At 36.0% G+C, this 24,504-nt stretch carries 20 protein-coding genes; 13 read left to right on the forward strand and 7 right to left on the reverse strand.

What is annotated here, in order from left to right:
* Positions 1–82 precede the first annotated feature (82 nt).
* Positions 83–2,020, forward strand: a complete 1,938-nt coding sequence (locus PXD56_RS14895; protein ID WP_276494140.1) for an OmpA family protein — start codon at positions 83–85, stop codon at positions 2,018–2,020.
* A gap of 196 nt (positions 2,021–2,216) precedes the next feature.
* Here PXD56_RS14895 and PXD56_RS14900 read toward each other — a convergent pair whose 3' ends face one another.
* The 5 genes from PXD56_RS14900 to pta all read right to left on the reverse strand — a co-directional run bounded on the left by PXD56_RS14900 (position 2,217) and on the right by pta (position 6,568).
* Positions 2,217–2,477 (reverse strand): DUF6327 family protein, encoded by a 261-nt coding sequence (locus tag PXD56_RS14900; RefSeq protein ID WP_276494141.1) that lies wholly within the window; start codon positions 2,475–2,477, stop codon positions 2,217–2,219.
* 2 nt (positions 2,478–2,479) lie between these two features.
* A complete protein-coding gene (locus tag PXD56_RS14905) occupies positions 2,480–2,824 on the reverse strand; it encodes a phage holin family protein (RefSeq protein ID WP_276494142.1) in 345 nt (114 codons plus the stop codon).
* A 5-nt stretch (positions 2,825–2,829) separates the two neighbouring features.
* Positions 2,830–3,159, reverse strand: coding sequence for a YtxH domain-containing protein (locus PXD56_RS14910; RefSeq protein ID WP_276494143.1), 330 nt, complete (start codon positions 3,157–3,159; stop codon positions 2,830–2,832).
* Between the two features lie 120 nt (positions 3,160–3,279).
* Positions 3,280–4,464, reverse strand: a complete 1,185-nt coding sequence (locus PXD56_RS14915; protein WP_276494144.1) for an acetate/propionate family kinase — start codon at positions 4,462–4,464, stop codon at positions 3,280–3,282.
* A gap of 10 nt (positions 4,465–4,474) precedes the next feature.
* Positions 4,475–6,568 carry a phosphate acetyltransferase gene (gene pta / locus PXD56_RS14920; RefSeq protein WP_276494145.1) on the reverse strand — a complete coding sequence of 698 codons (2,094 nt, stop codon included), beginning with the start codon at positions 6,566–6,568 and terminating at the stop codon, positions 4,475–4,477.
* Between the two features lie 335 nt (positions 6,569–6,903).
* Here pta and PXD56_RS14925 point away from each other — a divergent pair, with 335 nt between their 5' ends.
* The 11 genes from PXD56_RS14925 (at position 6,904) to PXD56_RS14975 (ending at position 20,378) form a co-directional block, all read left to right on the forward strand.
* A complete protein-coding gene (locus PXD56_RS14925; protein ID WP_276494146.1) occupies positions 6,904–7,665 on the forward strand; it encodes an LOG family protein in 762 nt (253 codons plus the stop codon).
* A 56-nt stretch (positions 7,666–7,721) separates the two neighbouring features.
* Entirely contained in the window at positions 7,722–8,663 is a 942-nt protein-coding gene (locus PXD56_RS14930; protein WP_276494147.1) for a L,D-transpeptidase, read from the forward strand.
* A 78-nt stretch (positions 8,664–8,741) separates the two neighbouring features.
* Complete coding sequence (locus PXD56_RS14935; RefSeq protein ID WP_276494148.1) at positions 8,742–9,143, forward strand: hypothetical protein; 402 nt, start codon at positions 8,742–8,744, stop codon at positions 9,141–9,143.
* Between the two features lie 79 nt (positions 9,144–9,222).
* The gene (locus PXD56_RS14940) at positions 9,223–13,560 is read left to right on the forward strand and encodes a CusA/CzcA family heavy metal efflux RND transporter (protein ID WP_276494149.1); all 4,338 of its coding nucleotides are present in this window, start codon (positions 9,223–9,225) and stop codon (positions 13,558–13,560) included.
* A gap of 10 nt (positions 13,561–13,570) precedes the next feature.
* Positions 13,571–14,713, forward strand: coding sequence for an efflux RND transporter periplasmic adaptor subunit (locus PXD56_RS14945; protein ID WP_276494150.1), 1,143 nt, complete (start codon positions 13,571–13,573; stop codon positions 14,711–14,713).
* 76 nt (positions 14,714–14,789) lie between these two features.
* Positions 14,790–15,230, forward strand: coding sequence for a thioredoxin family protein (locus PXD56_RS14950; RefSeq protein ID WP_276494151.1), 441 nt, complete (start codon positions 14,790–14,792; stop codon positions 15,228–15,230).
* Between the two features lies 1 nt (position 15,231).
* On the forward strand, positions 15,232–16,215 hold the full coding sequence (locus tag PXD56_RS14955; protein ID WP_420828452.1) for an FAD:protein FMN transferase: 984 nt from the start codon (positions 15,232–15,234) through the stop codon (positions 16,213–16,215).
* Positions 16,212–16,421 carry a DUF4266 domain-containing protein gene (locus PXD56_RS14960; RefSeq protein WP_276494152.1) on the forward strand — a complete coding sequence of 70 codons (210 nt, stop codon included), beginning with the start codon at positions 16,212–16,214 and terminating at the stop codon, positions 16,419–16,421. Before PXD56_RS14955 ends, PXD56_RS14960 begins: the two co-directional genes overlap by 4 nt.
* A gap of 22 nt (positions 16,422–16,443) precedes the next feature.
* On the forward strand, positions 16,444–17,769 hold the full coding sequence (locus tag PXD56_RS14965) for a DUF3570 domain-containing protein (RefSeq protein WP_276494153.1): 1,326 nt from the start codon (positions 16,444–16,446) through the stop codon (positions 17,767–17,769).
* Between the two features lie 149 nt (positions 17,770–17,918).
* A complete protein-coding gene (mqo, locus tag PXD56_RS14970) occupies positions 17,919–19,394 on the forward strand; it encodes a malate dehydrogenase (quinone) (protein ID WP_276494154.1) in 1,476 nt (491 codons plus the stop codon).
* A gap of 105 nt (positions 19,395–19,499) precedes the next feature.
* On the forward strand, positions 19,500–20,378 hold the full coding sequence (locus PXD56_RS14975) for a DUF6268 family outer membrane beta-barrel protein (protein WP_276494155.1): 879 nt from the start codon (positions 19,500–19,502) through the stop codon (positions 20,376–20,378).
* 71 nt (positions 20,379–20,449) lie between these two features.
* On the opposite strand, the gene PXD56_RS14980 is transcribed toward PXD56_RS14975, so the two are convergent.
* Both PXD56_RS14980 and PXD56_RS14985 read right to left on the reverse strand, forming a co-directional pair.
* A complete protein-coding gene (locus PXD56_RS14980; RefSeq protein WP_276494156.1) occupies positions 20,450–22,654 on the reverse strand; it encodes a xanthine dehydrogenase family protein molybdopterin-binding subunit in 2,205 nt (734 codons plus the stop codon).
* 47 nt (positions 22,655–22,701) lie between these two features.
* Positions 22,702–23,166 carry a (2Fe-2S)-binding protein gene (locus tag PXD56_RS14985; RefSeq protein ID WP_276494157.1) on the reverse strand — a complete coding sequence of 155 codons (465 nt, stop codon included), beginning with the start codon at positions 23,164–23,166 and terminating at the stop codon, positions 22,702–22,704.
* A 323-nt stretch (positions 23,167–23,489) separates the two neighbouring features.
* Here PXD56_RS14985 and sbnA point away from each other — a divergent pair, with 323 nt between their 5' ends.
* Positions 23,490–24,503: a 2,3-diaminopropionate biosynthesis protein SbnA gene (gene sbnA / locus PXD56_RS14990; protein ID WP_276494158.1), complete on the forward strand. Its 1,014-nt coding sequence runs from the start codon at positions 23,490–23,492 to the stop codon at positions 24,501–24,503.
* The last annotated feature ends 1 nt before the right edge of the window (position 24,504 follow it).

Here is a 24,504-nt window from a genome sequence, read left to right on the forward strand (position 1 = left end):
CCTTCGAGATCATGCTGAGGTATGAATTCCTGAACAAGTACAAACGAGTGATCACCCCAAGATTCTTTTAATAAAAAACGACATGAAAAAAACAGGATATATTTTTTGTGGCTTGGCGGTAATGGCTATGATGGCAAGCGCACAGGACAAGAAAGTACGTAAAGCGGATACAAAATTCACGAACTATGCCTATGCCTCGGCGATACAATCGTACGAGCAATTGGTAAAGGACGGTTATACAGAAGAAGAGGTGTACAAGAATTTAGGTAACGCAAACTATTTAAATGCAAACTACGAAGAGGCATCCAGCTGGTACGGCAAACTGTTCGCACTTGAAGGCGCGGACATCGACCCGGAGTATATGTACCGCTACGCACAGACCTTAAAATCTTTGGAAAACTATACGGAATCCGACACATGGATGCAGAAGTTCAAGAGTGCAAAAGCGAACGATCAACGTGCCATCACTTTTGGAGAGAACCAGGACTACCTGGAACAGATCGAGGAACGTTCTGGTAGGTACGAACTGAAGAACATCGGTTTGAACTCGAAGGTATCGGATTTTGCGCCCTCGTTCCATGAAGAGGGGCTCGTATTCTCCACGGCAAGGGACAGCGGACTGTTAACGAAGAACATCCATAAATGGAACAACGGTTCTTTTCTGAACCTATATAAAGCTGCACAGGACGACCAAGGGAATTTCACCGATGTGGACAAACTGAGCAAGAAACTGAACAAAAAGACCCACGAATCGTCCACGGCATTTACCAAGGACGGACAGACGATGTACTTTACACGTAACAACTCCGATGATGGTAAGTTCGAAAGGGATGAAGAAGGAGTCAGTAGACTAAAAATATACAGAGCACGATTAATAGAAGACGAATGGAACGAAATCGAAGAACTGCCCTTTAACGGTGACAGTTACTCTGTAGCACACCCAACGCTGAACAACGACGAAACGAAACTATACTTCGCCTCTGACATGCCGGGCACGAAAGGGGAATCGGATATCTACGTGGTGGACATCAACAAGGACGGTACATTCAGTACACCGAAGAATCTTGGAGAACGAATCAATACCGAGGCAAGGGAGACCTTTCCGTTCGTGACGGAATCCGATAAATTATATTTCTCTTCTGACGGGCATCCGGGACTTGGAGGGCTTGATGTCTTCGCGACCGACCTGAAGAACGAAAGGGGAGAAGTGTTCAACGTAGGACGTCCCTTGAACGGAGAGGAAGACGACTTCTCGTACATTATAGACGAAGAAACGAAGAAAGGCTTTTTCGCATCGAACAGAAAAGGAGGACAGGGGAACGACGATATCTACAGTTTTGTGGAAATGACGCCGTTGGACTTCACCTGCCATACAAATATCACGGGAATAGTAAAGGACCAAAAGACCAATGTACTTTTAACGGATGCATCGGTAACGGTATACGACAAGGACAACCAGGTAGTATCTAGTTCACAGACCGATGCCAACGGAGCTTTCGAGATGGAAGGCAACTGCGAGGAAGGCAGTTACAAGGTAGTGGCTACCAAAGCGGACTATGAGGAAGGCAACAAGACGTTCATGACGGTCAAGGCGGAGGATGCGACCGGTATAGAGATCGTACTTGCACAGGTGGACCCATCCGCACCGATAGGTGCTGACCTTGCGCAATACCTGAACATAGAACCGATCTACTTCGATTTCGACAAGTACTTCATCAGGGAAGATGCGAGGATCAGTATCGAGAAGGTACTGGCATATCTTAACGAATACCCTAGCGTGAACGTACAGGTACGCTCTCATACGGATTCAAGGGCTAATGACGCATACAATATGAAATTATCGGCGAACAGGGCAAAGGCAACAGCGGATTACCTGATCGCTGCGGGCATCCCTAGCAATAGGATCTCGTACGAAGGCTATGGCGAGACGGAGCTTACAAACGATTGTAGCAACAACGTTCCCTGTAGCAAGGAAAAGCATCAGCTCAACAGACGATCGGAGTTTATCGTGGTGGAATAACTCGTATAGAATAATAATTATTATATAATATAGAATCCGATATTTTAGACTAACGATTGTGTTTTTCTAAAGTGTCGGATTTTTTCATGAATCTAAATTGATTGAATTGCCATTGGCAACTCAAAAAAGAAAGCTCAAAAACCTTCTATTTTATATAGAAATCAAAATTATTGAAGAGTACTAAATTAGAGAAAGTCTAATATTTTTTTGTGTTGCGTTTTCTTTTATTTTTAATAAAATCAAGCAGTTTACCGGAAAGGAAAGTAATTGCTAAGCTTTTGATAGTCCCTTTATTACCAAAGGTAGCTCCTAGACCCTGTCTAAATTGTTGTGGTACCAAATCAGTTTTAGCGTTGTTCAACTGCAGTTTAATGCTCTCTTGGGCAATTAAACGTTGTAGATTAAGAACTTTCAAGCGTTCATCTATTTCTTCAAAAGAATGGTATTGCTTGCTCATAATCAGTCAAAATAATATTTAGATAATTTTTTAAGTACAGGTTTGTTTAGCTGCTCCCTAAATATATAAAGCATTATTGCTAAAACTATATAAAAACCGGCTACTATAATAAAGCCAATGAAGTAACTGTTCATTAGTTCAGACAGCCATAAACAGGCTGCAAATGACAAAAATAAAATTGCAAAAAGACTACTTAAACCTATTAAGAGAAGTTTTAGTATGCCAGTGGCATTTTTTGACAAGACTTTGAAAATTTTAAGTCTATAGTATTCGTCACTACGTTCTAAATATGACTCCATTTCGGTTTTTAGCGCCATGAGGTCATTTTTGAATTCTTCAAAAGCCATAACTGCTATTTATGTAGTTGAGCGTTTTGGGCTTTTAATTCTTCTAGTTTTTGTTCTAACTTATCAATGATATCATCTGCCTTGTAGCTCATCGTTGAAATTGCCTCGTCTAATTTTCTATCAAAAGCATCTTTTTGTTCATTAGCGGTTTTTGTTAGCTCATCTTTTGCATGAGAAACTCTTTCAGCTATATCATGACTGGTATCTTCAACTTTTCTTTTGATTCTATGACGTGTTTCAATTCCTTTATCAGGTGCGTATAAAATTCCTATTCCGGCACCAATAGCAGCTCCGGTTAATATCGCTAATAAAATATTTCCATTATCGTTTTGCATGGTATTAAATTTAATATTTCAAGATAAATTTAAATACTTAAAAATGCCTGACATATGATTTAAATCATATATGAAAATTATAATAGCGTAAAAAAAAGAAGAATTTTATTTCATTGAAAATTAGTGAAGTAGCTCATATACCTGCTTTGCAATTTCTAATTCTTCATTTGTAGGGATTACCAGAATTTTTACCTTAGAATCCGTGGTGTTTATTTCTCTAACATTTTTAGACCTTAAATCATTTTTGGAGTCGTCTAAGTGAAGATTAAAACACTCCATATCCTTGCACACGAGTTGACGCATTAAATTGGAGTTTTCTCCAATACCGGCGGTGAAAATAATAGCGTCTAAACCGTTCATTGCCGCAATATAGGCACCTATGTATTTTTTAATTCGGTAGGCGTTCATTTCTAAGGCAAGAATGCAATCGGTATTACCTTTACTCGCCTCTACTTCAATATCACGTAGGTCATTGTAACCTGTAAGACCTAGCATTCCACTTTTTTTGTTCAAAAGTTCATTTACTTCATCTAAACTATACCCAAGTGTATTCACCATATAAAATATAATGGAATGGTCAATATCACCACTTCGTGTACCCATTACCAATCCGTTAGACGGTGCAAATCCCATACTGTGATCTATGCTTTTACCATCTTTGATAGCGGTAATACTACAACCATTTCCCAAGTGAATGGAAATGAGCTTGGTATTTTGATTGCCTAAATATTCATTTGCTTTCTCAGAAACATATTTATGGCTGGTACCATGAAATCCATAAGCCTGAACTCTCTTTTCTTCGAACAGGATATTGGGAACGGCATATTTTTTAGCTTTTATGGGCAACGTACCATGAAAGGCAGTATCGAAAACAACGATCTGCTTAGATGATTCAAAAATTTCTTCCGCCATTAGTATTCCTTCTAAATTGGCAGGGTTGTGTAAAGGGGCTAGGGGGGAAAGTGATTTTATTTTTTGTTTAACTTCTTCATTGATTAAAGTAGTATCAACATAATCTTTACCACCATGTACCACACGATGACCAATGGCATCTATTTCCTCAGTACTATTAATCACGCCCATTTCAGCATCAAGCAAAAGAGAAGTAATTCGCTCCAGACCAGCTTTGTGAGTTGTAATTTCATAGGTTTTTTGAACCTTATGGGTATCCGTTTTATAGGTTGAAATAGCTTGGGTACTACCAATACGCTCTATAGATCCTTGACAAATAATCTTTGCCGAAGGCATATCTAAAAGTTGATATTTTATAGATGAGCTACCAGAGTTGATAATTAAAATATTCATGAAAATGAGTTTAGAATCCTTCTGCTTGAATAGCAGTAATTATTACGGTGTTAAAAATATCATCTACGGTACAGCCACGGCTTAAATCGTTAACAGGTTTGTTTAAACCCTGTAACATTGGTCCGATAGCCAAAGCACCAGTTTCACGTTGTACAGCTTTGTATGTGTTGTTACCAGTATTTAAATCAGGAAATATAAACACACTAGCTTGCCCTGCAACTTCAGAATCCGGCAATTTACTGAGTCCTACTTTAGCATCTACCGCAGCGTCATATTGAATAGGACCTTCTACTTTAAGATCTGGTCTTTTTTCTTTAATGATTTCAGTTGCCTTTCTAACCCTATCTACATCTTCACCAACGCCAGAAGCACCAGAAGAATAAGAAAGCATAGCTACTTTAGGTTCAATTCCAAAAGCGGCACTTGTAGCGGCAGATGAAATAGCAATTTCAGAGAGCTGCTCTGAGTTTGGGTTAGGGTTAATAGCACAGTCTCCAAATACCGTAACCCTATTGGGTAAGCACATGAAAAATATGGAGGACACAATAGAAACCCCTGGTTTGGTTTTAATAAATTGAAGTGCCGGTCTAATGGTATGTTGGGTGGTATGTACCGCACCTGAAACCATACCATCTGCATGCCCTTTATGAACCATCATAGTGCCAAAATATGAAACATCTTCCATCAAATCTTTAGCCATTGCCAAGTTTACGTTCTTATGCTTACGCAATTCAAAAAGGGTAGAGGCATAGTCTAAAAATTGTTCAGACGTCGTTGGGTCTATGATAGCGATAGTATTGATATCTAAATCAATATCTAGTTCAGTAATTTTTGAGATGATTTGTTCTCTATTTCCTAAAAGTGTAATATTAACGGCATCGGCATCTATAAGCATTTTGGTTGCCATTAAAATACGTTCATCTGAACCTTCAGGTAGCACAATATGTTTTTTAGAAGATTTAGCTTTCTGCAGCAGGTTGTACTGAAACATTCTAGGGGTAATGCCCTTAGCCTTAAAGGTGATTAACCGTTCAGCCAATTCTTTTGTGGGAATGTGCTTTTCAAATTCTTGTATAGATGTCTGTATTTTTTCAGTGTTTTCAGCATATATACGTGGTCTAATAGTTCCAATTTTGTTAGTAACATAGAACGTACCCCTTGCAACCGAAAGAATAGGTATAATATCTGACAGACCTTCTATCAGTTTTATGATAGATTCTTCTGGAAGTAAGCCGCCGGTTAAAACAATACCAGAAAGGCTTGGGTAATTTGTTGAGATGTTAGCTTGTAGCGCGCCTAAAATAATATCTGCACGATCACCAGGTGTAATCACCAGACTATCATCTTTTAAATGTGTAATGTAATTACGTAATTGCATTGCACCAACACTAAAGCTTCCTACTTGATTGTTAATATAATCTTCACCAAAAAGAATCTTGGCATCTAATTCTTGGGCAATTTCTTTTAATGTAGGGCTACCTAAAATAGTGTTTACAGGTATGGTGCCTACTAAAACATCATCAGGTAATTTTTCTTTTAATCCGTTAGAGACAATAGTAACATTTTCTGGTTGTACTTTGTTTGCTACTATTAACAGGACGTCTACACCTTTTTCTTTAAAAGAATCATAGGCCATGTATAGGTTACCCACTAGTTCATCTAAAGTTTTATTTTTTCCGCTTGCTAGAATTACTGCGGGTATACCTAAGTTTTTTGCAATAAGCACGTTGATATCCCATTCAATTATTGCGCCTTCTCCAGAAAAATCAGTTCCTTCAACTAAAACGAAATCGAACTTGTTTTCTATGGTTTTATACTTGTGTATAATATGCCCTACAATTTCATCGTCTTTATCTTGGTTTTTTAATTGAACCACCTGGCTACGAGTATATGCAAAAGCCTCTTCAGGTTTCATATCTACATTGAAGTAGCTTAAAACAGTGTCAATATGGTTGTCTGTCTTACCATTTGGAACTTCGTCTATAATAGGTCTAAAATAGCCGACTTTAGCAGTTCTGCCCAATAGAAGTTGCATGAGACCTAGTGAAACAATTGATTTTCCACTGTTGGGCTCTGTAGTAACAATATATATAGCTTTACTCACGAATAAAAGGGATTAGTGTTTAACAAATTTATAGGATTCTTAATGGATTTGGTCTTTCAATATAAAAATCTGACACTTTAGTTTGAAGTTGATAATTATTAGGTCATAATAACAATATATGCCCATATGTTTCTCTTTTTTGATTTTTTAAAGTGTAATTACCAGATGCTTTTAAAGATACAAGTAAAACTTTTGTTTTTTAATTAAAGAACCAAAAATAGATAGGGTAAAGAGTTTTAAAAATGACTTATCTCATATTATAAACATGAGATAAGTCATTTTCATCTTTGTTAGTAACAAGTACATTTGACTCTGTTGTTAATTTTCTGTCCTAGATGCAAAACGAAGTAAATACTAGTCCTTTCCTTTTAAGTGGAGAACGTGCCTTTCTTGATGGACCACGAAGTAGGTTTAAAGAATTGTGGTTTACGTTTAAGGTACAGTATCAATTTATTAGAGCATTTAGAAAGTTACATTTTATAGGCCCGTGTGTTACCGTATTTGGTTCCGCACGTTTTAAGGAAGATAATCAATATTATAAATTAGGGGTAGATGTAGGTAAAGCTGTATCAGAAATGGGGTTCACGGTCATGACCGGCGGTGGACCAGGAGTTATGGAAGCAGCGAACAAAGGAGCTTACCTTAATAACGGCTATTCAATAGGTTGTAATATTATACTACCTCATGAACAGAAACCAAATCCGTATTTGCATAGATGGATTAATATTCCCTATTTCTTTATCAGAAAGTTTTTGTTGCTTAAATATAGCTTTGCATTTGTGGTATTGCCTGGAGGTATAGGTACGTTAGATGAACTTTTTGAGGCTGTAACGTTGATACAGACAAAAATGATACAAGATTTTCCGGTAATCATTTTTGGAAAAGAATATCATAAAGAATTATACCATCACATACAGGTAATGGCAGAAAACGAAAGTATATCAAAGAAAGATATGGATTTGATGTTCTTAACGGATTCTGTAGAAGAAATGAAAGAACATCTTAAAGAGCACGCGGTAAAAAGATTTAAACTAACTAAAAGACCAATGAGAACAAGATGGTGGTTTGGTGAAAAGAAACAAATGCGTTCAGTTTAAAATATTTTAATTGTTAGTTACAATAATAATAGTATAAAATGTTTAAAATCAGTTTTTTGAAAATAATTTTACTAATCATTATTTCAGTTTTTATTACTTCTTGTCAGTTTGAAAACAAGGGCGATATAGGTGCTTTGCCAATAGATAGTACCAATGTATTACTAGCAGATAAAAAAGAGTTAAAGAAGATTGAACAAATTAAAGTCTTGAAAAATATAAAGGTAGGTAGTTATTTTCAGTTTATGGATTCAGTAGTGAGCAAGTATGATACACTGGTACCATATTCGTTAACTGAGCATTTATTGGTTCGTAATAACCCTTGGATAATAGATACTTTGGCGCATACGGATTATTATAGAATGATGGCAAGAGATTCTTTTGTTTATGATCAAAAGCAAATGATAGTGTTGCCAAAAGGCAGTAAGTTAATAGTCCCCGATTCATTAGTAGCTTGTAAAATTTTAGAAGAATTTGCAACTACAGAAATTGATGTTAACATACCAGAATACAAATTACGTATCTATCAAGATTCTGTTTTATTAGAAACGTTTCCGGTTAGGGTGGGGCAATATCGAGAGCGTTATTTAAAGTTTGGGGATCGTGTAACAGATTTACGAACAAAAACAGGAAAGGGAACAATAGTAAGGCATGCAAAGCATCCAGATTTTTACAATCCGGTAAATGGAAAACGGTTTTATATTACCAGAAGAGATGATGGTAAAACCACTATGATGCCACAGATTCCTTGGATTGAGACTGAAATAAATAATATTAGAAACGGTCAGATGATTCATCCTACAACAAACCCAAAAACATTGGGTAAGGCATATTCAAATGGCTGTATAGGTCTTGGTGAAGGTGATGCTTGGCGCGTTTATTATTACGCACCATTAGGTACAAAACTTAGAATTAGATATGATTTAGAAACCTATGATGAAGGTATGGTCATTTCAGTACTTAGAGATGTTTATCACTTAACTGATGATGAAAAAGATTAATTATTCTAAAGCTTAAGCATATTTAGTTTAAAGTGATTTTAAATAATATTCACTAATAATTTTATTAATTTTACTGAAGTGAACAAACTGTTTTCCATACTGTTATCATCGCTCATCATGCTACAAAGCTTTGGTGTGCATTATGATGATATTGTACAGTTAGATGAATTGATCGAGCACGCACAATTTCATAATGAACAATATGGAGATAATATAATAGTTTTTCTTTCTAAGCATTATGGTGAATTGAAAGCTGATCACCAACGTGATCATCAAGAAGAAAAGAAAGATCACGAAAAATTACCCTTCAATCATAGTGGAGCATCGCATATTTGTATAGCAGATGTTATTTTTACCAGATACAAATCAGAATTAAACGAAGTAGAAGTACTTGATTATACAGATTCAAATTTCTATTATCAATCACCATCTTCATCTTTACACGTACAGGGCATTTTACAGCCGCCACGCTTTTCATAAAACAATCGGTTTTTTTTAATTTTTTAGTTCAGATTTATGTTAATGAATTTGAACAATTCACATTGATTTATATGAAAAGATGCTATCACATATCATTAATTTCAGCTTAAAGAATAAGCTTATTATTCTTTTGTTTACCGTATTTATTATTGGGTACGGGCTCTTTGCACTTTCGCAAATACCAATTGGGGCGGTACCAGATGTTACCAATAATCAGGTTCAGGTAATTACAACTTCACGTAATTTATCTACGCAAGATATGGAGCAATTCATCACATATCCTGTAGAATTAGAAATGGCAAACTTACCCGGTGTCAAAGAAATTCGCTCAGTATCTAAGTTTGGTTTATCTGTGGTTACTATTGTTTTTGAAGATGATTTAGGGACATACTTACCTAGGCAGTTAATTGCTGAAAAGATTGCTTCTGCAACAGAGAAAATTCCAGCCGGTTTTGGTACGCCACAAATGGGACCGATTACAACCGGGCTGGGTGAAATCTACCAATACGTTTTAGAGGTAGAGCCAGCGTATAAAAATGAGTATACCACGACCGAACTAAGAACCATACAAGATTGGATTGTTAAGCGACAATTGTCTGGTATACCCGGTGTGGTGGAGGTAAATACCTGGGGCGGATTTCTAAAACAATATGAGGTTGCTATAAATACCCAAAAACTCAATGCCATGAATATCACTGCAAGTGATGTTTTTAAAGCACTGGAAACCAACAATAGTGTTTCTGGTGGTGGGTATATTGAAAAAGTGAATCAGGCTTTCTTTATTCGTGGAGAAGGGTTGGTCTCGTCTCTTGAGGATATTCAAAATATTGTTATTACCACTAAAGATGGACTACCAATTTATATTAAAGATGTTGCTGCCGTAGATTTTGGAAGTGCGGTTCGTTTTGGCGCTATTACAGGTAATGGGGAAGGCGAGAAGGTGCTGGGACAGGTCATGATGTTGAAAGATGCAAACTCTAAAAAGGTAATTGAGGCAGTAAAGGAACGTGTTGCTGAAATATCAACTTCGTTGCCAAGGGGAGTATATATTAATCCGTTTTTAGAACGGAGCGAACTTATAGCCAAAACAACCTTTACCGTTAGTGAAAACCTAATATTAGGGTGTTTAATAGTCATTTTTGTGGTGGTATTACTACTCGGTAATTTTAGATCAGGTTTGGTGGTGGCATCTGTAATTCCTTTGTGTTTGTTATTTGCATTATCACTCATGTATATTTTCGGTGTTGATGCCAATTTAATGAGTTTAGGCGCCATAGATTTTGGTATTATTATAGATGGTGCCGTAATTATTGTAGAATTTATTGCCTTTGAAATTACTAGAAAACAGCAAGAAATTAATGGTTTGGCAAAAGTAGAGCAACAACAATTTAAAGATGAGATTACCTTTAACGGGGCATCTAAAATGATGAATTCTGCCATTTTTGGGCAGTTGATCATATTAATCGTTTTTATTCCTATTCTTTCTTTAAGTGGGGTAGAAGGTAAAATGTTCAAACCTATGGCGTTAACCTTTAGTTTCGCATTAATTGGAGCAATGATTTTATGTTTTACCTATGTACCGGTAGCTGCATCCATTTTTCTAAAACCATCAAAGGAATCAGATAAAAACATATCTGTTCGTTTAATGAAATGGTTGAATAAGAAATATGAGCCAATTATAAATTGGGCTTTACAAAGCAAGAAATTGGTATTGGGCATTGCAGCATTATTTCTTTTAGGGGCAACTGTTTTGTATACTACTATGGGTGGCGAGTTTGTGCCAACTTTAGATGAAGGCGATTTTGTAATTCAGCCCGTATTAAAAACAGGAACATCATTAAGTAAGACTGTAGAGATAACTACTAAAATTGAGAAGATTTTACTTGACGAGTTTACTGAGGTTCAGCAGGTAGTCACCAGAATTGGAGCTGCCGAAGTACCTACTGATCCTATGTCTATGGAAGAAAGTGATGTCATCATAAAATTGGCTCCGAAAGGGGAGTGGACAAGTGCAAAATCTAAAGATGAATTAGCAGATAAATTTAAAGAAGCATTAGCCATTATTCCGGGGATGGAAGTAGAATTCACGCAACCAATAGAAATGCGTTTTAATGAGCTTATTACCGGTGTACGTGCAGATATAGCCATAAAGATTTTTGGTCCTGATTTAGACGTATTGGCTAAAAAAGGAAATGAAATAGGTACATTGATAAAAGATGTTGAAGGTGCCGCAGATGTCAGTGTAGAAAAAATAGCTGGTCTACCTGAAATGAGTGTTGATTATGATCGCGCCAAAATTGCCCGCTTCGGATTAAATATTCAAGAACTGAATGATTTAGTTTCTATGGGTTTTGCGGGCAAAACGGCTGGTAATGTTTTTGAAGGAGAAAAGCGTTTTGATTTGGTTGTGCGGTTAGATAAAGCAAAACGTCAAGATATTGAAGATCTTAAAAACTTATTTGTTGATTTGCCCAACGGAGGTAAAATTCCGCTAAATGAGTTGGCTAACATCAGTTATAAAAAAGGGGCGGCTAAAATATCTAGAGATGATACAAAGAGACGAACTGTAGTTGGTGTAAATGTGCGCAATCGCGATTTGCAATCGGTGGTAGATGATGTTCAAAAACTCATTGTTGAAAATATAAATTTACCTGCAGGCTATACCATTACATACGGTGGTCAATTTGAAAATTTACAAAGTGCCCGTAACCGACTTTTGGTAGCCGTACCTATAGCCTTAATACTCATTTTTGTTCTATTGTATTTTGCGTTTCATTCGGTAAAAGAAGCCCTAATTATTTATTCCGCAATTCCGTTGGCAGCAGTTGGTGGTGTATTGTTATTATGGATGAGAGGTTTGCCCTTTAGTATTTCTGCAGGTGTAGGCTTTATCGCCCTTTTTGGTATAGCCGTTTTAAATGGTATTGTATTGATAGAACATTTTAAAGAGTTGAAAAAATACTCTTTTAACAGTTTAGACGATTTAATAAAACAAGGCGCAAAAGATCGCTTGCGAGCAGTATTGCTAACAGCATCTGCCGCTGCACTTGGTTTCTTACCCATGGCAATATCTACAAATGCGGGTGCAGAAGTGCAAAGACCTCTGGCAACTGTCGTTATAGGTGGTCTATTTACTGCCACAATATTGACTTTGGTAGTTTTGCCTGTACTATATTCTATGTTTGAGAAACATAATCATTCAAGAAAGCCTATACCAAAAACAACATTAGAAAATGGTATTGCTTTTATTGCGTTGCTTATTTCTGTGGGTGTATCTGCACAAGAATCAAATAGTCAAAATCTTATTGAATTAATACCCTTGGCAATTGAAAACAACATGGGTTTAAAAGCAAGTAGATTAAGGGTAGATGAATCTAAAGCGTTGATCAATAGTGCATTTTTTTTCAATAAAACACATGCGTATTATGAATATGATGAAAACAATTTAGCTATCAACAATGTTCCATTAAAGGTATTTGGCGTACAGCAAGATTTTCGTTTTCCTACTGCTTATTTTTCTGAAAAAAAGGTTAATAAGGTAAAAAATCGTTTGATGCAAAGCGAATATAATATTCAGCGCAAGGCAATAACTAGAGATGTTACAAGAGGTTATTACAACTATCAAATTGCTCGAGAACAAGTAAAAGTATATAAACGATTAGATAGTTTGTATGCCAATTTTTCAAAGGTGGCAGCTAGAAAATTTGAATTAGGTGAAACCAATTATCTTGAAAAAATTACCGCAGCTTCTAAACAGCGAAAGATAAGTTTAGACTATCAACAAGCAGTTCAACATGTAGCCGCTGCTTATGCCAATTTGTTGCAATTAATTCAGGTAGAAGATAGTCTGGTTATTTCAGAAGAAATGAACTTGAAGGTTGACATTCAAGATGTAAATGTAGATGCTTCACCTGAATCTGTTTATTACGAAAATAATATGCGATTATTGGCTGCAGAACGTAGTTTTAGCAAACAGCAACTATTACCGGATATTAGTTTGTCCTATTTTCAAGGTTCAAATTCAGAATTGAACGATAATCTATTTGGCTATCAATTAGGACTCAAAATTCCGTTATTGTTCGGTGGTAACACTTCTAAAATTAAGGCGTCAAAAATTGCTCAAGAAAGAGTGGTAACTGAGTCTGTTGCATATAAAATCCAGATAAAAGCTAAGCAAGAAATCTTGTTACAACAATTGTTGCAACTACAAAACTCATTAAACTATTATGAAAATGAAGGCGCAGAGTTATCCGATGAAATATTAAAAACGGCGAGTATTAGCTTTAAAAATGGAGAAATAGATTTCTATCAATATATACAAAGTTTAGAAAGTGCTTATGATATAAAATTGGGCTATCTAAATGAATTGAAAGCTTATAATGAAGCTGTCGTTGATATTAATTTCTTAACCTTATAAATAGGGAATCATGCAAAAAAATAGATATAAAATAGTGTTGTTTTTCTTTTTCGCAATTATTTCAAGTTGTGGAGATAAAGAAAGCAAAACAAGTGAGAATACTACATCTAGTAAGCAAGTAGATGATCGAATTAAAATAACAAAATCACAGTTCAATCAAAGTAAAATGAGTTTGGGTGAAATTGCAGAAAGTAACTTCCCGGTAATGGTAACCACGTCGGGCATGATAGATGTGCCACCGGAGAATAGAGCGGTAGTAAGTGCTACCATGGGCGGTTACATAAAGGCAACACCTTTGTTAATCGGTGATAAAGTTAAAAAAGGACAATTGTTGGTTACCATTGAAAATCCGGAGTTTGTATCCTTGCAACAAGAGTATATGGAGGTCAACGGGCAGTTGAGCTACTTAAAGGCAGAATACGAACGTCAGCAAACTATGGTAGCCGAAAACATTACATCTCAGAAAAGTTTTTTAAAAGCAGAGAGTGAATATAAAACAGGAGTAGCAAAATACAACGGGCTACGGAAGCAATTAGGCATGTTGAATATATCTCCAAGTCAAGTAGAAAAAGGAATTATAAGTTCGGTAGCTTCTATTTATGCGCCTATATCCGGTAGTATTACAAGTGTAAATGTTTCAAAAGGTACCTATGTTTCTCCCGCAACTTCTATTATGGAAATCATTAATAATGACCATATTCACCTAGAACTATCAGTATTTGAAAAAGATATTATGAAAGTAAAAAAGGATCAGCGAGTAGAATTTAAAATACCAGAGGCATCAAAAGAATTATATACGGCAGAAGTTCATTTGGTAGGCACATCTATAGGAGAAAATAGAACCATAAAAGTTCATGCACATATAGAAAATGAAGACGAAGCTAACTTTCTTACCGGTATGTTCGTTGAGGCAAATATTATTACCGCTACATCAAAGAAAATATCATTACCATCAGCCGCTATTGTTGTGGTCGATAACGAATCGTATGTACTACTATTAGATGAGAAAAAAGACGATAATTATTATTTTAAGCAGACTTCCGTGAGGACTTTAAGTACATATAATGATTTCACGGCATTAGAAAACACGACGAATTTTGATGAAGGAGCACAATTTTTGACCAAAGGTGCGTTTAGCCTGATAGGGGAGTAAGGTAAAAAAAGGAATTAGAAAAGATAGGTACTAGTATAAAAGTAGACTAATTGGTAGTTCAAAGAAAAATAAGATTATGAGGAGTTATATGCTGTTACTACTATTTTTATTGACCAGTTTAGGGACTGTAATTGCACAAGATTGGCAGACAGACCTAAACGTAGCCAAAGATATAGCCAAAACAAATGAGATGCCTATTATATTGGTATTTCAAGGTTCAGATTGGTGTGCGCCTTGTATTAAATTAGATAGGGCGGTATGGTCTACAGATAAGTTTAAAGAGTATGCGGATAAACATTATGTGATGTTGCAAGCAGACTTTCCGCGTAGAAAGAGCAATGCATTACCAAAGGAGCAATTGAATAAAAATAAAGCTCTGGCAGAAAAGTACAATAGGCAAGGTATATTCCCATTTGTTGTTGTAATGAATGCAGAAGGTGAAGTTTATGGTGAAACCAGTTACAAGAAACTTTCACCAGAACAATACATTGCAGAACTAAATTCATTCATAGAATAGCTTGAAAAAACTATTTCTCATATTGATGATAATTTCTGTTGGGCAACTATTTGCCCAAGAGCCTTTTAAGCGTACCATGAAATTAATGGGTAGCCGATTTGATATTACGGTCGTTGCTAAAGATCCTGTTGAAGGAGATGAGTATATAGATTTGGCTATCAATGAAATAAAGAGAATAGAAAACCTAATGTCTTCTTGGAACCCAGATTCACAAACATCAGAAATTAATAGAAATGCTGGAATTAAACCGGTCAAGGTTGATGCCGAATTATTAAATTTAATACAGAGGGGCATAGGTATTTCTAAGCTGACAGATGGTGCTTTTGATATTAGTTATGCCTCTATGGATAAAATCTGGAAGTTTGATGGCAGCATGACTACAATGCCCAAAGATGCTATGGTAAAAGCATCGGTTTCTAAAGTAGGCTATCATAATATAATTTTAGATAAAGACAAACATACCGTCTTTCTTAAGTTAACAGGAATGAAAATTGGTTTTGGAGCCATTGGTAAGGGGTATGCTGCAGACAAGGCAAAAGAACTACTAATTTCTAAAGGCGTGGTTGCCGGAATTATAAATGCTTCTGGTGATATGAATACTTGGGGAAAACAACCCGATGGTAAAGAGTGGAAGGTTGCCATTACCAACCCTATGGATAAAAACAAGGTCTTCGCGCTATTGCCAATTACTAATGGGGCGGTGGTAACATCTGGCAATTATGAAAAGTATGTGAATATTAATGATGTAAGATATACCCATATTATTGATCCTCGAAGTGGCTACCCTGCAACAGGTATTATAAGTGTTACTGTATTTGCACCAAAGGCAGAACTGGCAGATGCCTTGGCAACATCTGTATTTGTTATGGGTATAGAGGTTGGTTTAAATAGAATTGAGCAATTGCCACAAGTAGAATGTATTATTATTGATGATAAAGGAAATATTACAGCTTCTAAGAATATTGAAATAAATACCATAGAATGAAAAAGGTTTTAATTTTTACGTTGATTGCAGCATCGTTTAGTAGCTGTACCGTGTTGAAAGAATACGAGAAAATAAATATTAATGATCCAGATATGGTTCTACAAGATAAAAAGGTAGACAGGAATTTAACGACCATGCATTCTTATAGGGAAGCAGCGGTTGGTGCAAACGGAGGTAAGACTGGTGGCGGCTGCGGCTGTAATTAATATAGAACCTAATTTTTACAAAATGAAAATTTTCAAATTAATAGTTTTTATAGCAGCATTATTCGTGTTTACAGTTAGTCATGCCCAACAAGCAAAAGATTCTGTAAAAACATATAAAAAGCGTGTTTTAGAAACTACGGAAGTAGATTTCTTGACCAGTTATTATTCTCAAGATGGAGACAATGCAGCCGTAAGTGGCGGTTTGGGTACTGAAGAGTTAACTGATTTTACGGGCACATTCGTGGTTGCCATTCCGTTGAACGATGATGATGTATTAACTATAGATGCAGGTGTTTCTGCATACACATCGGCTTCTTCAAGTAACGTAGACCCTTTTGATGGTAGTGAACCTGCAGACCCTTTTATAGCAAGTTCTGGTGCTTCTAGTTCAGATACTTGGGCAAATATTTCAGGATCATATAGCCATAGTTCAGATGATAGAAATACCATTGTTTCTGGAAAAGTTTCGGTGTCTAGTGAGTATGATTATTTTTCTTTAGGTTTTGGAGGTGGTTTAACAAAGCTGTTCAATGAAAAGAATACGGAAGTCAGCATAAATGCGAATGTTTATTTAGATAGCTGGACGGCTATTTATCCTCAAGAATTAAGACCTTTTGCTAGTGGTGCCAATGGAATTAATAATGGTTTTTTTAGTAATTATACCATCACTGGTAATAGCAATTACAACCCAATATTCAATGAGTTTGATGATGAAACAAGAAATTCATATTCACTGGGTTTTGGCTTTTCTCAAATCTTGAGTAAGAATCTTCAAGGTTCTTTGGCTTTAGATTTTGTACGCCAAGATGGTTTGTTGTCCACCCCGTTTCAACGTGTTTATTTTAGTGATGTAGCAGATTCGTTCATTGAAAATTTTCAATTGGCAGATGCCATAGAACAATTACCATATAACCGTTTTAAGGTCGCTGCAGGTGGGCGTTTAAACTGGTATATTAATGAGACCTTTGTAGTGAGGAGTTTTTATCGATATTACAATGATGATTGGGGTATTAATTCACATACCGCAAGTGTAGAGGTTCCAATAAAACTAACGGATCAGTTTACCATATATCCATCATATAGGTTCTATCAGCAGTCCGCCGCAGATTATTTCTTTGGTTATGAGCAAGCTTTGTCTACTGAAACTTATTACACATCAGATTATGATTTGTCAAAATATTCAGCAAATCAATTTGGGATGGGAGTTTCGTACACAGATATTTTTACAAAAATGCATATCTGGAAACTGGGACTTAAAAGTATAGATGTGAAGTTCTACAAATACGACAGAGATACTACTTTTAGTTCTAGTATCATTACCGCAGGGTTTAAGTTTGTGGTGGATTAAAATTCATTATTGATTAGAAACGAAAAGAAGGTCTATCGGCTTCTTCTTTGTCTTTTGAAATATGATTTTAATTTGGACATCGTTCAGAATTAACCAAAAGAAATAGTTAACTTTTCAAGCGTATAAAGCGGTAATAAAATTTGATTTTGATGGAATTGAGAAAAGAATATGACCTTATTTGTGTAGGTGCGGGTATCATGAGTGCTACGTTGGCTTTATTGGTAAAACAGTTAAAGCCAGATCTTAAAGTACTGATCGTTGAACGATTAGATAAAGTAGCACAAGAAAGTTCTGCAGCTTGGAACAATGCCGGTACAGGACATTCTGCACTGTGCGAATTAAATTATACTCCGGAAAATGAAGATGGTACAGTTAATATTAAAAAGGCAATTAACATTTGTAGCCAGTTTGAAACCTCTAAACAATATTGGTCTTATTTGGTAGCGGAAGGTTTTATAAAAGACCCAAAGTCATTTATAACTCCCGTGCCACATCATAGTTGGGTAAAAGGAAAAGACAATGCCGACTATCTTGAAAATCGTTATAAGGCTTTTAAAGAGCATTTTATGTTCAATACCATTGAGTTTACCACTGCAAAAGAAAAGATGCAAGAATGGTTCCCTTTAATGATGCATGGTAGAACAGAAAATGAGGTCATGGCAGCTTCTAGAATTAATAGGGGAACAGAAATGAACTATGGCTCGTTAACGGAGCAATTATTTGATATTTTAGATAGAGAGTACAATACTAAAGTGCTATTTAATACCGAGGTGGAAGATATTGATCCAGATCACGATGTAGAGTGGTTGGTGAAAATGGAAGACCTTATAACGGGAGAGAAAAGTACCGTAGATTCAGAACATGTTTTTATAGGCGCCGGTGGTGGCAGTTTACTGCTGTTGCAAAAAGTAGAAATTGAAGAAAAGGATGGTTATGGCGGTTTCCCGGTAAGCGGGGAATGGTTAGTGTGCAAAAACCCAGATATCATAAATCAACACAATGCCAAAGTATACAGTAAAGCAGGTATAGGTGATCCACCAATGTCCGTACCTCATTTAGATACTAGGTACATCAATGGAAAAAGAGAATTACTTTTTGGTCCGTTTGCAGGTTTTAGTCCTAAGTTTTTAAAAGAGGGTTCCAACTTAGATTTATTAAAATCTATAAATTTTGATAATATACCTTCTATGTGGGGTGTGTTTTGGCACAATTTACCACTAACCAAATATTTGGTAGAACAGGTAGCCATGAGTTTTGAAGATAGAATGGATTCTCTAAGGGCATTTGTAAAAGATGCTAAAGATGAGGACTGGGAAATTATGATAGCTGGTCAACGTGTACAGACCATTAAGAAAGATGAGTTTGAGGGTGGTTCTCTAGAATTTGGAACTCAGTTGGTACATAGTAAAGATGGTAGAATTACCTGTCTATTAGGAGCCTCACCAGGTGCATCTACTTCCGTGAAGATTATGTTAGATGTGTTGGAAAAAGCTTTTCCTGAAATAATGGATTCTGAGTTTGGTAAAGCTCAACTTAATAAAATGGTTCCTTTCTATAAAAAAGAGGTTACCAAAGATTTGTTCGATAAGGAGCTAGCTCGTGTAACCAATGTTTTAGATTTATGAATATAATTTATTTAAGATAAATTTATGCTTAATAGCACTAAATCAGTACAATAAAAAAATAGAACTTGCATTATCATTATTCAGTACAGATACTACAAAAATTAAATGCGGTTTAAATTACCTTTATTTTTATTCTTCATAATTAGCTTTTCATCACAAGCACAACTAAGTGATTTAGCTCGTTTAGATTTTACATTTATACCTAATAAAGGTTCTGATGTAGAGTATACACGGTCAAGATTTCTTGTTAATTACCCGGTAAAACTTAAGAAAGAAGGGCAGTATTTATTTTTAGGAGTAGATTATAGTAATGTACACCTTCGCTTTAAAGATGATGAGCTTCCTTTTGATAGAGAGTTATTGAATGATTTTAAACTTTTAGATTTCACCATTGGCTATACCAAACCATTAAAAAATGGGTGGCGTTTAGGTGCACGTTTTCAGCCAGGTATAAGCACAAATCTTACAGCTAGAAATCTGAATGCTAATGATTTGGTTTTTTCGGGAGATTTAGTTTTTATAAAAAAGTTTGAAAAAGATTTAGAAAAGCCGTCACGTTTAATAGTAGGTCTATCTTATTCACAAAATAGGGGGTATGTTTTCCCATTGCCCTTCATTAGCTATTACAAAAAGTTTAGACCTGATTGGTCTTTTAATATTGGTATTCCAAAGTCTAATTTACAGTATCATCTTTCAGAAAAGCATCGCTTTAAGTTATATGCACAATTAGATGGTTTTACCTCTAATATACAGAATGGAGCATTAGTGAACGAAAATGAATTCGCTGAATTAATTAATATGTCTTTGATTAATGGAGGTCTACAGTATGAGTATCATTTCACGGATCACTTGCAGTTAGATTTACGGGCAGCTTATAATTTTAGTTTAAATAATAAGCTTAAAGACGGTAATAATAACACCTTGCTTACTATAGATAATGATTCTAGAAGTTATTTTAGGGCAGTATTAAGATTCAAAATATAAATACTGGCAATAAATATAAAACGCCGAAATCTAAGACTTCGGCGTTTTAATTTTACAATAGCATAAGGGCGTTAGCCAATTACCGATTTTTCAGTAATAAATGGTTGATTGTAATGTCTTTGTCCTGTTGCCTTATAAAGGGCATTTGCCAATGCACCAATAATTGGAGGCAAAGAAGGCTCTCCTAATCCGGTAGGATCAATACCGTTGTCTACAAAAAAGCTTTCTATTTCCTTTGGGGCTTCTTTATGTCTGATCAAGCGATAAGTATCGTAATTTTTATGTTGAGGTTTACCATCTTTAAAAGTCATTTCGCTGTATGTTGCATGACCTATACCGTCGATGATACCACCTTCAATTTGGTTTTTTGCTGCCATAGGGTTAATGACAATACCACAATCAACGGCACACCAAACTTTATCTACCTTTGGTGATTCTGTATCTGTAGAGAGGTCTAAAATCTGTGCTACATAAGAATTATGGCAGTAATATGCAGAAACTCCTCTTGCGGTTCCATTTTTCTGACTTCCGTACCAACTAGCTTTATCTCTCACTAATTTAAGAACACCTGCATAACGCACAGGGTCGTAATCGTTCTTTTCAGGTTCTCCAACAGGATTTTTGATGGCTCTGTCAAATAACTCTAATCTAAATTCAATTGGGTCTTTACCAGCAGTCTCGGCAACTTCATCTAAAAAAGCTTGTTCAGCACCGGCAACAAAATTAGAACGTGGGGCACGCCATGCACCAGTAGTCACATTGGTTTCTAAACTAAATTTTTCAGCTAGGTAGTTATCTACGGCGCCTGCAGGAAATCTATTTTCAAAAAGTAAATCGTCATTACTACCCGCGCCTTTAACGTGCCATGCAATTAGATTACCATCTTTATCTAGACCTGCCTTATATTTTACTTTATATGTAGGGCGGTAGGTACCTTGGGTCATATCATCTTCACGAGTATAAACCAACTTTATAGGTGTTTGCATACGTTGAGATATCACGGCAGCTTCTACACCAAATGTACCATAGAGACGACGACCAAATCCGCCACCCATACGGCTCATTTTAATATCAATTTTCTCTAGTGGCATTCCTAGTCTAGATGACAAGGTCTTCTCTAAAAACTCAGGAGTCTGTATAGGTCCGTTGAATAATGCTCTTTCAGCAGTAACATCGGCATAAAAGTTCATTGGTTCCATGGTATTGTGCGCTAAAAAAGGAGCACTGTAGGTGCGTTCAATAACCTTGTCCGCTTTTTTAAATGCACTGGCAACATTACCATCTTTACGAGCTGGTTGTTTAGAAGAAGTATTCAATAATTTTGTCAATGCTTCGTCATGCCCTTCTGTGCTTTCTAGTGCTGATGTTTCTTCCCAAGTTACGTTTAGCGCCTTTTTTGCTTGCATACATTGCCAAGTACTTTCACCCACAATAGCTACAAGCTTATTAATGGCACCGGCATCTGACCATTGTTTTTCTGTATCTTCTTTATATACTTCAATAGGGAAAACATCTTTGATGCCTGGCATAGTCTTTATGTCATCGGCATTCATAGATTTATAGGTCATACCAAAAGCTGGCGGGTGAACGATCATGGCAATCATCATTCCTTCCTCTTGAATATCTATACCGAACAAAGGTTTACCGGTAACAATATTAGGACCGTCAACATTACGTCTATCGGTGCCTATAATATCAAAATTACTTGTTTCTTTAAGTTTTACTTCTTCTGGTACTGGTAAAGTAGCCGCTTTAGAAGCCATTTCTCCAAATCCGGCAGAGTTGTTAGATGCGGCGTGACTTATAACACCGGCATTGACCGTAATTTCAGCTTCGTCAACTTGCCAAGCTTCTGCAGCTGCAGCAACTAACATATGCCTTGCTGTTGCACCTGCCATTCTTAATCCTGACCAACCAACACGAATAGATTGACTGCCACCTGCTAATTGTCTTTGAAAAATATCAGTGTTTAAAGGAGCTTGTTCTACAATTACATTTTTCCAATCTACACCAAGTTCATCTGCAACAATCATGGGCATAGAGGTTTTTACATTCTGCCCAATCTCTGGATTTGGAGACATGATAGTCACCATACCATTATCTCCAATTTTTAGAAAGCTATTAATATCAAACCATTCTTTTGGTATGTTACTAACTTGTTCAGGGGTAGGTTTACATGATGCTAGCCAACTAAATCCTAAAATCATACCACCACCGGCAAGCGTACCACTTTTTAAGAAAGAACGTCTATTATATGTTGTTTTAATGAGTGTCATCTTTTTGTTTTTTGAAGGTTAAAAATCCCAACATTGTGGGGTATAAATTACGCGTTAGAAATACTAGAAGCATTTTTAATAGCTTTCTTAATTCGCGTATAAGTACCACAACGACAGATATTACCGTTCATAGCATTTTCAATTTCGGTATCAGTAGGGTTGGGGTTCTGTTTTAAAAACGCACTGGCATTCATAATTTGACCCGCTTGGCAATACCCACATTGGTACACATCTTCTTCTATCCAAGCCTTTTGAACAGGGTGGTCTCCGTTTTCAGAAAGACCCTCAATAGTAGTTATAGATTGTTCACCCACGGCAGAAACCGGAAGCTGGCAAGAGCGCACTGCATTATCACCTAAGTGAACGGTACATGCTCCACATTGTGCAATACCGCAACCAAATTTTGTGCCTACCAATTTTAAATGATCCCGTAATACCCAAAGCATTGGTGTAGAAGGATCTACATCTACTTCTTTGGTTTCTCCATTAACTTTTAAACTGAAATTTGCCATTCGTTTTTCCTATTTGTTTGAGTTCTCTGAAATTAGGTATTTTTTTAGAAAAATGACCGAGATTTAAGAACAAAAAATCTTAAAATTTTCTTGACAGCATATTAAGATTGAAATTTTTAATTTTTGTGTAAGGTATTGATAATTAGAGGTGTGAAGGGTTTATTAGAAATTTCCATAAAAATGGCGTTTTCCATTTCTCTTTTTAACTTAAAACCGAAAGAGTTATTTAATTATTGAATAGTGATATTTAAAGAGTGTCTATCTAAGTAGTTTTAGCAACGATAGCAATCCTTGTTTTCTGAATAACCACTAATCTATTGAATATGATAACACAAAATATTTCTGATACTGTATCTGATTCTATTATTAATACCATTGGTAACACACCATTGGTTCAATTAAATAAAATTTTTAAGCATAATAAATTCAATCTTTTCGGCAAGCTAGAAGCTGCAAACCCTGCCGGAAGCATTAAAGACAGAACTTCCCTTTTTATATTGCAACAAGCACTTGCCAATGGCAGAATAAAAAAGGGAGATACGGTCATAGAATCAAGTTCAGGTAATATGGCGGTTGGTCTGGCGCAGGCATGTTTATACTATGGTCTTAAATTGATAGTTGTAGTAGATCCCAAATTAAATTTACACACAGAGAAAATTCTAAATACCTATGGTGCCCGCATAGAAAAAGTAACTGAGCCAAAAGAGGATGGAGGCTTTTTAGCGGCAAGATTAGAGCGTGTTCGTTACTTATTGATCAGTATTCCAAATAGTTTTTGGTCAAACCAATACGGTAATCAAGACAATCCGTTAACGCATCATAAAACAATGACAGAGATTATGGATTCTTTAGAGGGTAAATTAGATTACCTATTTGTTGCTACCAGCACATGCGGCACATTAATGGGCTGTGCAGATTATATAAAAGAAAACAATTTGGACACCAAGATAATTGCTGTTGATGCTGTAGGTAGTGTTTTGTTTGGCGGTCCGCCATTAAAAAGATTAATTCCGGGTCATGGTGCGGGTGTACCTTCCCAATTTTTGGATACGGACAAGATTTATGATCATGTATATGTAGATGATGTTGATTGCGCAAGAGGATGTTGGTCATTACTGGAAAATGAATCAATTTTATGCGGAGGTTCTTCTGGCGGTATGATCAGTGCCGTAAAAAAGTACAGTAAAAAAATAGAAGCGGATAGTAATTGTGCGCTGTTTTTAGGTGATCGTGGAGAACGCTATTTAGATACTATCTATAATCAAGACTGGTTATTAAAAGAATTACCGGAAAGTAGAAATGCTTTTACTCCCTTAGGAGGGTGGAAAGTAGCATAAT

The sequence above is a fragment of the Maribacter zhoushanensis genome (genome assembly GCF_029350975.1).
Classification (GTDB): domain Bacteria; phylum Bacteroidota; class Bacteroidia; order Flavobacteriales; family Flavobacteriaceae; genus Maribacter; species Maribacter zhoushanensis.